The 10,261-nt window shown below is 43.7% G+C and carries 7 protein-coding genes and 4 pseudogenes; 2 read left to right on the top strand and 9 right to left on the bottom strand.

Annotated features, from left to right (window positions below):
• The 8 genes and pseudogenes from VF500_RS00500 to VF500_RS00465 all read right to left on the bottom strand — a co-directional run.
• Positions 1-384, bottom strand: a 384-nt coding sequence (locus VF500_RS00500; RefSeq protein ID WP_330857797.1) for a DUF1810 domain-containing protein, incomplete at its 3' end; no start/stop codon positions are given.
• 11 nt (positions 385-395) lie between these two features.
• The gene (locus tag VF500_RS00495; protein ID WP_330857796.1) at positions 396-677 is read right to left on the bottom strand and encodes a circadian clock KaiB family protein; all 282 of its coding nucleotides are present in this window, start codon (positions 675-677) and stop codon (positions 396-398) included.
• 74 nt (positions 678-751) lie between these two features.
• On the bottom strand, positions 752-3,808 hold the full coding sequence (locus VF500_RS00490; RefSeq protein ID WP_330857795.1) for an ATP-binding protein: 3,057 nt from the start codon (positions 3,806-3,808) through the stop codon (positions 752-754).
• Between the two features lie 331 nt (positions 3,809-4,139).
• A pseudogene (locus VF500_RS00485) lies at positions 4,140-4,705 on the bottom strand (hypothetical protein).
• A gap of 2 nt (positions 4,706-4,707) precedes the next feature.
• Positions 4,708-5,952 (bottom strand): annotated as a pseudogene (locus VF500_RS00480) (hypothetical protein).
• 607 nt (positions 5,953-6,559) lie between these two features.
• Positions 6,560-6,766, bottom strand: a complete 207-nt coding sequence (locus VF500_RS00475; RefSeq protein ID WP_330857794.1) for a hypothetical protein — start codon at positions 6,764-6,766, stop codon at positions 6,560-6,562.
• Positions 6,767-6,876: 110 nt separating this feature from the next.
• A pseudogene (locus tag VF500_RS00470) lies at positions 6,877-7,392 on the bottom strand (hypothetical protein).
• Between the two features lie 86 nt (positions 7,393-7,478).
• Positions 7,479-7,916, bottom strand: a complete 438-nt coding sequence (locus tag VF500_RS00465; protein ID WP_330857793.1) for a DUF983 domain-containing protein — start codon at positions 7,914-7,916, stop codon at positions 7,479-7,481.
• A gap of 486 nt (positions 7,917-8,402) precedes the next feature.
• Here VF500_RS00465 and VF500_RS00460 point away from each other — a divergent pair, with 486 nt between their 5' ends.
• Complete coding sequence (locus VF500_RS00460) at positions 8,403-8,747, top strand: cupin domain-containing protein (protein ID WP_330857792.1); 345 nt, start codon at positions 8,403-8,405, stop codon at positions 8,745-8,747.
• Between the two features lie 344 nt (positions 8,748-9,091).
• Here VF500_RS00460 and VF500_RS31750 read toward each other — a convergent pair.
• Positions 9,092-9,412 (bottom strand): annotated as a pseudogene (locus VF500_RS31750) (response regulator); the annotation flags it as partial.
• Between the two features lie 259 nt (positions 9,413-9,671).
• Between VF500_RS31750 and VF500_RS00455 the strand changes: the two are divergent.
• On the top strand, positions 9,672-10,247 hold the full coding sequence (locus tag VF500_RS00455; protein WP_330857791.1) for a PAS domain-containing protein: 576 nt from the start codon (positions 9,672-9,674) through the stop codon (positions 10,245-10,247).
• Positions 10,248-10,261: the final 14 nt, after the last annotated feature.

Here is a 10,261-nt window from a genome sequence, read left to right as displayed (position 1 = left end):
GCCATTATAGAATTTATCCAATACCTGCCCAAAAACAGGAAACGTGGCCGGTGCAGCATCAAACAGCGTCATGGATGATTTAAGTTTCAGGTCATCCGGACTACCAAATATTTCCTGCGCATTATTAGTTTCCAGTTGCAGCAGCGCTTTGCAAATATTAGTCAGTCGTAATCCAAGCTCCTGTTCCATCAGTAAATCGGTAGCCTCCGTAACATCCTTGATGGCATAGTGCCTGGAGGTATCGGTTGTACCTAATCCGGCTATTTGCGGAAAGATATACCACATCCAATGACTGCGTTTTCGGCCAGCTTTGATTTCGGCCAGTGCGATATCATAATCGCGTGTTTGGGCCTCTTTGAAACGTTTTAAATTACTATCGTTCATAATTTTTGATTTTATTGCCGTACCAGGTTCAATCCGACCAGAAATTTCTCTTTATCTTTTAAGTCACCTACCAGGATACGTATGGGGTCGGGCAGCTTTTTGATTAATGTAGGAATGGCGATGATCTGTTCACCTTCTGCCAAGTGCGGATGTTGTATCAGGTCAATAATCTCGATGATATAATTGTCTTCCAAATGTTCCCTGCAATAGTTTTGCAGGTTTTCAATTGCATTTTGTGATTTTTGCGTCTGCCCGGCTATATACAGGCACAGTTTATATTTCTCCTTTTCCATTCCGTCCAAGGGCTAAATATCTTGTCCTCAATGTAACAACTCTGCCACTACGTTAATGTTTGATTTTCTGTTAATTATATAGCGAGTGGCAGGGTAAAATAAAATACGGAACCTTTGCCAGGTTCGCTTTCCGCCCAAATCTTACCCTGGTGCCGTTCGATAATTTCTGCACTTAAATATAAACCAATCCCAAAACCTGAAATTTTATTGTTGTTATCCACCCGGTAGTAACGTTCAAACAGCTTTACTATGTCATCTTTATTAATACCCATACCTTCGTCAGTAACGCTTACCTGCGTAAAGCCATTAACCTGGATACATGAAATCTGTATGGTTGTATCCGTTTTGGAGTACTTTACCGCATTACTGATAAAGTTATTGATTACCTGCCCTATTTTATCATGGTCAGCATTAACCAGCGTTGGCTCTACCGGATGAAAAATGAATCGGTGACCTGAATACAAGGTCATAGTTTCTTCGGCCATTTCTTTGATCAAATCCGCCATATCGAATCGCTGCTTATCTATATAGATCTTACCTGATTCCAGGCGGGATACATTTAAAAAACCATTGATCATGGTTGTCATGCGCTTTACCTGTTTCACCGATTGATCAAGCGCGCCGGTAGTAAACGTATCTTCTGCCTTTCTTGCTTTCAGCTGCAACATCTGGAGATAACCATTAAGCGATGTTAAAGGTGTTTTCAGTTCATGGCTGACCATCGCAATAAAAGAGTTTTTCCTGATCTCATCTGTCTTTTGCTCGGTGATATCAGCCATAATCCCCGTAATATAGTTTCCGTTTTTTTCGTCGGCAACAAATTTCCCCACTGACCTGATCCAGCGCTTTTTGCCGTCGTGAAACCCAGTGATAGGATATTCCACATTAAAATGCGCACCGCTCGTAAACGCCGCTGATACGGCATCGTTTACCATATCCCTGTAATCTGGCAAGATCTGGGTAATGGCGGCAGAATATGGGACTTCTTCATCCGGCAAAAAGCCGAACAATTCGTTAAATCTCGGAGATGCAGTGATCTGACCTAAGCTTTCATCCAGCCGCCAGGTTGCCAGCTCGCCGGAGGCTATGGCCATTCGCAGTGTTTCTTGCGCATCCCTGATCTTTTCCGATGATAGTACCTGTTCAGTAATATCCATCACCACGCCGGTGAAAACCGAATAAGCTCCGGATGGGTCTACTTTTAAGTTCCCGATTGCCCTAAGCCAGCGTAATTGCTGGTCATGCAGGCCGATAACAGGATAAGTTACATCATAATCTCCGTTATGATAGATCGCATTCTCCAGGGCGGTTGCTACACTACTGCGGTAATCCTCCGTAATTTGCGCTAATGCCTGCTCTATACTTAGTTCTTCATCAGGATAGTAACCGAATAATTCTTTCAATCTGGCATCCGTAACAAACTCCCGCGTAACGGAGTGGATGAACCAGGTACCGAATTCCGCGGCATCAATAGCTAACCGTAAAGCGGTCCGCGCCTCCTCAATGGATTGCTGGGCGGTGAGCAATTCTTCATTTACTGCCGCCAGCTCTTCATTGGACGCAGTTAATTCTTCGTTCAGGGCCTGTGTCTCTTCCGAATATTGTTCCAGCAACTTTCGGGATAGAACCCGGTCGGTGATCTCAAAAGACATGACTAATACGCGGGAAAACTGTCCATGGCTATCTGCAAGAGGCTGGTAAGTATAATCTACAAATGATTCCCGGAGACTGCCGTCATCATTGGTCAACAGAACCGGACTCTCTTTAACATCAATGACTTCGCCTGTAGCCATAACGTGCCTGAGCTGATCGGGAAACGCCTGGCTGGCCAGTTCGGGTAAGATTTCCAGCAGTGGCTTGCCGATAACCTGGCCCTTGGTTTTGTTCCAATAAACTAAATTCGTGTTATTAATTGTTTCGGCAATGAGGTCCTGCCCGCGGATCACCACTACGGAGGCAGGCAGGATATTAATAATCTGAGCCAGTTGCTGTTCACTTTCTGCCAGTTCAACAACCAGGTTTTCCAGACTTTCCTGTGTCCGGGCAAGCTCGTCATTGGTGGTGTGCAGCTCTTCATTAATGGCGGCTAATTCTGCGTTGGCCGTTTGCTGCTCCCGGTTCAATTCTTCAACCAGCAACCTTGATTTAACCAGGTCGGTTACATCAATAGCAGATTGGAGCATCCCGATCGTTTTGCCGTTTTCTGTTAGCGGTTTATAACTGATGTTATAAAAGCCAAGTACAGGCGAACCGCTTTTATAGATCATGATAGGTACCTCGCTGCCTTCCCAACTTTCCCCGGCATCATGAGTTTCTAATAATTGCCGCATGATATCCTGCCCTTCCAGTTCGGGCATAGCCTCATGCCAGGGCATGCCGATAACAGCAGCGTTCTTTCCGATCAGGTCAAGCATCGGTTGATTAACGATATCAAAGATCATGGTTTCCCCCATGGTGACGAGCATCGGAACCGGAGATTGTTCCACCATGGTACGAAAACGGGATTCACTTTCAGCAAGGGCATGTGTACGCTGCTCTACCCGATTTTCCAATTCCATGTTACTTTCTGCGAGACTTTCCTGACTCTGACGCAGCTCTTCATTTGAAGCGCTCAGTTCCTCATTTGTAGCGCTGAGTTCTTCGTTAGAGGCCGCCAGCTCTTCAGTCAGATCACTTTCTTTGTTTAAGCCATCTTTGCGGGCGGCTTCGAGCCAAACCTGTTTGGAAATATCATAGGACGGACAAACCAGGTACTTAATTACCCCCGAATCATCTGTAATCGGCACCACTTCTATTTGTCGCCATACGCTTCGGGTGCGCAAGCCATCAGGATCTTTTACCAAAGACTTGACTGCCGGTAGCTTGACAATGACTTTTTGTTCGATAGCTTCATTGAACGCATTTGCAAGTGCTGCATACGACTCCTGTAATTCGGAGTCATCTTCATCAGTCACCAAGAGCTGATACGCGGTTTTGCCCGTCATATCAATCTCTGCTCCAAACATGGAGATCTGGTGTTCCCGGTTTTGGGCAATCACTGTAAATTCAGGCGCATTTGCTTTCAAGATCAAAGATGGAGCCAGCGACTGCTTAAAAATGAGCTCAAAAATAGACGGTTCCGGGACAAACATGTTTATTTATAATAAAATATTGATTGATTTAACCAAACACCTACTGTGTTTTTAACGGTCACTGTTAAATCAATTCCCGTGCCTAAAAAGACTTTGGATGGGCTAGCTTGTTTACCTGACGAATCTGGTTTTCCGTTACGGCCCCTAGTGTCCATCGAGGATTATAGGCAAAATTGGTTAGTAAAGGAATCGTTTTCAGATGATTTGCAATTTATAAAATCCTGTAAAACAGAAGAGGGATTTAACTCAAAAACAGATGTGATTTTTAACTTATATATAACTGTCAGCGCTTCAGGATAGCCCCTTAAAAAATAATTGACCAGACTCAAAATTAGCAGGAGGTGCCGTCATTTTTCCTGCAAAATGTTTTCACGAAAACATTTTGCAGTTTTTTATGATTTACTTTCCATTGCCAGTTCCTTATCTCGGGCATATCTTCGCCATGAGCACAGATAAATCGTTTATGCTCAACTAACTTATCCATTAGCCTCTGCTTTAAATATGTGCCTTTGCTACCAATGGTAGCCACACGGTCTGTAACATCAATAGCAAGATGAAACCTATCCATTTCATTTAAAACAGTCATATCAAATGACGTGGTTATTGTACCCTCCTCCTTATATCCCCGTACGTGAATATTATTGTATTGGTGCGGTTATAGGTAAGCCGGTGAATAAGCCATGGATATCCATGAAATGCAAAAATCACCGGTTTATTGGTAGTAAATAGCGCGTCAAAATCATGATCACTCAGGCCATGGGGATGCCTTGATTGCCTTTCGAGCTTCAAAAGGTCAACTACGTTTATAACCCTTATTTTTAAATCCGGCAGGTGTTCCCTTAAAATGGATACCGCCGCAAGTGTTTCCAGGGTAGGGATATCTCCCCAACACGTCATTACTACATCCGGATCGCAGCCCTGATCATTATTCGCCCAGTCCCAAATCCTATTCCTCTAGTACAATGATCTACAGCATCGGTCATATTCAACCATTGAGGAGAAGGATGTTTCCCGGCCACCATAACATTTACGTAATGGCTACTTCGCAGGCAATGATCCATTACAGATAACAGGCAATTATAATCGGGCGGTAAATAAACTCTCACAATTTCTGATTTTTTGTTGATCACGTGATCTATAAAACCCGGATCCTGGTGGGTAAAACCGTTATAATCCTGACGCCAAACGGTAGATGTAAGTAGGATATTTAATGACGCTATCTTTCTTCGCCATGGGATCTCGCTGGTCATTTTGAACCATTTGGCATGCTGATTAAACATCGAATCTACAATATGGATAAATGCTTCATAGCAGTTAAACAGGCCATGCCTGCCGGTAAGCAGTTATCCGTCCAGCCAGCCTTCGCATTGATGTTCGCTCAGCATTTCCATTACCCTTCCTGTTGCGGCCAGGTATTCGTCATTTGAATTAACATCGGCATTCCATTGTCTGTTGGTGACTTCAAACACAGCTGCCAGTTTATTAGAAACCGTTTCATCTGGACCAAAAACTCTGAAGTTTTCAGGGTTAAGCGATATAACGTCCCGCAAAAAACGCCCCGATACATGTACATCACCCGCAACGCCCGGGCCCGATACGTCAACCGCGTATTGCTGAAAATCGGGAAGACGCAGTTCTTTCAATAAAAGTCCACCATTAGCATGAGGATTTGCCCCCATTCGCCGGTTGCCCTTCGGTGCTATCTCCGCAATCTCCTTCTTCAACCTGCCATTTACATCAAATAGCACCTCGGGCCTATAGCTTTTCATCCAGCTTTCAAGCATTTGTAAATGATTTCCGGATGCTGATGAAACCGTAAGCGGGATTTGATGTGAGCGGAATGTACCCTCTATTTGTTTACTGTCGACTATTTCAGGCCCTGTCCAGCCTTTGGGTGACCGAAGAATAACCATCGGCCATTTCGGCCTCTCCATTCCGGGGTGTTCTGCGGCATTATATTTGATTTGCTTGAGGTAGTGTATCGCTTTCTAAGCTGGCGCCATAGCCTGGTGCATAAATTCAGGATCTGATCCTTCAACAAATATCGGGCTATAACCATAGCCTTTAAATAATTGTTCCAGCTCATCATGAGGCACCAAATGCGGTAAATTTAGCAAAGGCTTTATCGACGTTTGAACGAACATTGGAAACCGGGGATTCTCCATTTGACGACTGGCGACTGTGCTTTCATCACGCCCGTCGTTCTGGCCCCTTTATACCATCTTCATGTAGTGTGGACTAATATCTTGATCCACGAGGTCGAAAGCATCAACTTCTAAATTTTGGGGGATTAACAGCAGGTCTTGCAACATCAACTCAATAACGCCGTTTCAATTTGGGTATAAGTTTTCTCGAATATATACATTTTATCTGCATTATACCCTGGGGAATACAGCTTCTGGCGATGTATCGTTTGTATTGTCAAAGTCGTCGATCTTACTTGCTCGCAGACTTTGCCAGATTTCATACTCTGAATACGAACACTTTCATATCAAGGGCACAAAAAAATTTGTAAACGTGTCGGCGACCGGCGCAATCAATGCTCCTGATCATGATCAAAAGGTAATTTCCTTTGTGAAGTCATCAAAGTCCTTATACCCACAGAACATCGCTAATACGTCTTTTGTATACAAAGACGGCGGCAGTTTTGTCGGTGTGTATTCATAGACCTGCAATAATGTTGATCCTGCCACGAGCTTTCCGGTACTGTTAAGTATAATCTCTGACAACTCATTTGCCTGATAGGTTTCCTCAAAAAATATTCCTGCTCTCAACAGGACTAATAACTTTAACAATTCCATGCGGAATAATCGCTTTTACACTCCGCAAACCAAAAGTATGCCAGTTCATGCGCTTCAGGTACAATCCCACAATGGCATGTTCGGGGCCACGTTCTGATTTAACTACGAGGTAAAACACGTAAAGAAGCGGCAAGTGTTTGGGAAATCTTAATGCCAAGTTGTATACCTTTTTGCCCGATACCTTCGATCGATACATTATGAGTACAAGACAAGGGGGCAATTTGACTGTCCAGCGATTACGCCTATAAGTGTGGAATCTATATTGTTTCAGTGATAATCAAAAACAGGATCGTTTTCATAAAAAAGTTCGGCAATTGTAGCGCCGGGACGGTTCTGTAAATAGTCGAGGTACATTTTCCCGTTACGCACGGGGATGCTGCGTTCCACACTGGTATAATCCAGGGTCTGCTCATGCACATGCTTGACGACGATATTTGCAAAAATCTGGTACTATAGGTAACTGTACTTTCTGACCAGCGGTATGTAAATGTGCATTCCCATGGAACCTGAAGTCTTGGGATAGCCTGGGACATCAATAGCATTTGAGGCGCCCTTGACGATCCTTGCCCCTTACACGACCTGGTCATAAGTATGTTTATCCGGACTCAGGTCGATCACGCAGTAATCCGGGTTATTCGGGGTTTTAGCCCTGCTGGACCAGGGGTTGATCTCGATGCAACCGAGGGAGTTCATCCACAATGAACTGGCCTCGTCTGTACCCACCAAATATTTTGTCGCCTTGCCATCATCCGTTATGTGATCAAATGTTTTGACCGATCCCAAAGTTCACTTTGAACCTCCTCACTGGAACGTATTGATCAACGGCTCCGAAAAATCTACATTATTACTTAACCCTTTCAACTCAAGAGTTACAAAGTATGGTTTTTATTGGGATAGTCGTCACGGGCATGTTCTGACTCGAAATGAACGCCTGGAGTCAACCAATATAATAAAATAACCCTTGAATATCTGAAAGTAAAGGGTGCGAATAAAAACGCTGGAACTAATGTGGCAGCAATGTACACCCAGGGATTCGAACTATGCGTTAAGATATAAGTTGCCATAGAAAATGTTACCATAATTGCCACATTGATGGCGTAGCTAACAAACATAGCAACATAGAAAAAGCCAGGTTCCACTTCGAAGTGAAAACCACAATGCGGACATCGTTCGTTCATTTTTTGACCAAATAAACGGAACGGTGGCGTCGCAAACATGTCGCCGCGTCGACATTTAGGGCATTTACCCAATAGTGCTGCCTTTACCGCTGTCGGTGTTGTAGACTGCTTATCCTTGATTATTGGCATTTAGGAAATAACTGATAAAACGCCAAACTGTTTCCAAACACTGAATTTCGGGTATTTATTATGCTTAAATAACGTATTAACTCAGTTTCGGATCATTTTGATTTTTTTAATTCGGCGGCTTATTCGGTAGTTTTCTCTGCTTCTTGTTAAAACAAGCATGGATTCAATTATCATGATTATGCGAAATAGGCTAAGGATTGTTTGCTCTAAAATTGGGTTCTCATCGTTATCAACTTTCGTAGTTTAATGATTTCCGAAGATATGTATAATCCCAGCCCCAGCCCGAAATACGTCTTTGTTTTTCGTCTACACGGTAAAAGCAATCAAATATTTTATTTAGATTTATGAAGGAACTACTGAAAACCTGCCCGCCAAAAACTGCGATGTTAAAACATCTTTGAACGCAGGATTCCAGGCGAACAGCCAAGGTAACGCAGCTTATTTTGCTCGGCCACCAATAGGAAAAAGATTGCGTACCTTTGAAAGATGATCCCAGCCAGCAATGTAACGGTCGTCGACCTGTCTAAAGAAGCGATGACCTACGAAGCCTACAAAAATATCCCGGTGGCTTTGACGAATGACCATGTAGTTCGATTGGCCGTTATGACTGAACCTTATTTTTGGCACCTGCATCCAGACTCTGATGAATGTTTTTTAATTATCGAAGGGACACTGGTCATCGAGCTGGAAGACCGGACGGTCGAACTCAAGCCTAACCAGTTAATTACTATCTCGCGTAACGTGATCCACCGCACACTTCCCAAGGGTGAACGGGTGGTAAACCTGACCATCGAAAGCGCTTGTACCACTACCGTTAGAATAGACCGTTAAGAATCGGCAATTACAGGATTAAAAGTAATTTAATGTCTGGGTTATAACGGGCGAATTCTGCTAATATTCTTCCATCGCCTGCCAGATCTTGCGCCGAAATGGGGTGATCTCATTCATTATACCTCGACAGATTCACATAAACTGATTAAAAACTCAAACTATGGCAAGTGATATCCGGCGGATAATTCAGTTTTGAAGTTATCGATTTCCAGCAACATTTTTACCTCAGTGAGGAGAAAAGACATCGCTACACTGACCACTTTAGAAACTACCTGATTCGATCGACTGCTCTCAGGCTGCTTCAGGCGACAATTTAAATCGTAGGATTTAAAAATCCCAGGGTGTCAATAAGATGTTTTATTCGTACTGCCTTCCAAGCAACCGTAAACGGTGGTGAGTAGTGATTCGAGATCGAAGGGCTTATATAAAATCCCGTCGCATCCGCCTGGATTTGCTGCGTCAGCGGGTGTAAAATAAGCAGAAAAAATGACCACAGGTATATGCCTGAATTCCGGTGTGTGTTTTAATTGCCGGCACAAGTCGCCGCCATTAGTATCTGCTAATTTGTAATCAAGCAGGATCAGGTCCGGCTCAAAATCCCTTACAGCGTCAAAAAGTTGGCTACCTAACGAGATATCGAGGACTTCAAATTGCTCATAAGCTAGCGCCTCGGTAACTACTTACAAAATGACCGGGTGGTCGTCTAATATTAAAATGCGTTTATTCAAACTAAAATCATTAACCTAAAATATCGTGTGCCGGGTAAGTAGTGTAGATGCTTAATCGATCCGCTGTATGGTAGGTGGTATGATTATTAAACCAATTAAATGTAAAAATGTTTGGGACGTCTTGCTTTCCGCTGCCGGGTTAAACAATTTCTGGAACTGTTTGTTAAAATGGTAGTTTACGATACCTAAGAACCCCATGCCCAATAGCGAGATAGTACTTTTAGCTAATGCCGTCAATGCGGCCGGTAGCAGTGTGATCATCACCGATCACCGTTTACAGGATCACCCCATAATTTTTTGTAACCCAGCTTTTGAGCGCCTGACCGGATATGATAAGGAAGAGATCATCGGGCGAAACTGCCGTTTTCTACAAGCCGATGACAGAAATCAGCAAAGCGTCGGAACGATCCGCCAGGCCATCGAATCAGCGCAAGGCTGTACGGTTCCTATCCGGAACTACAGAAAAGATGGCAGCTCCTTTTGGAATGAATTGATACTATCACCGGTACTGGGCGACGATGGCGAGCTCACTCATTTCATCGGCCTGCAACATGATATCAGCAGCCGGATGGCCGGCAAGGACATCGGGCGGGATTTCAAGAATTACGCCAGTCACCAGTTAAATACACCACTGACAACTATTAAGGGGACCTTACAAATGTTGCAGCAAAAAGGCCTTGCTGTAGACGCTGGATTTGTTCGTAAAAGCTTGGAAGCTGCTTTGCGGGCTGTGCATCGGCTTGAACAATTTGGGAAAGAACTGTTAAATTAAAGAAGTTTTAGATT

Origin of the sequence: Mucilaginibacter sp. (assembly GCF_036383575.1) — a bacterium.
GTDB lineage: Bacteria > Bacteroidota > Bacteroidia > Sphingobacteriales > Sphingobacteriaceae > Mucilaginibacter.
The sequence above is the reverse complement of the archived record's forward strand: the minus strand, read 5'-3'. Positions and strand labels throughout refer to the sequence as shown.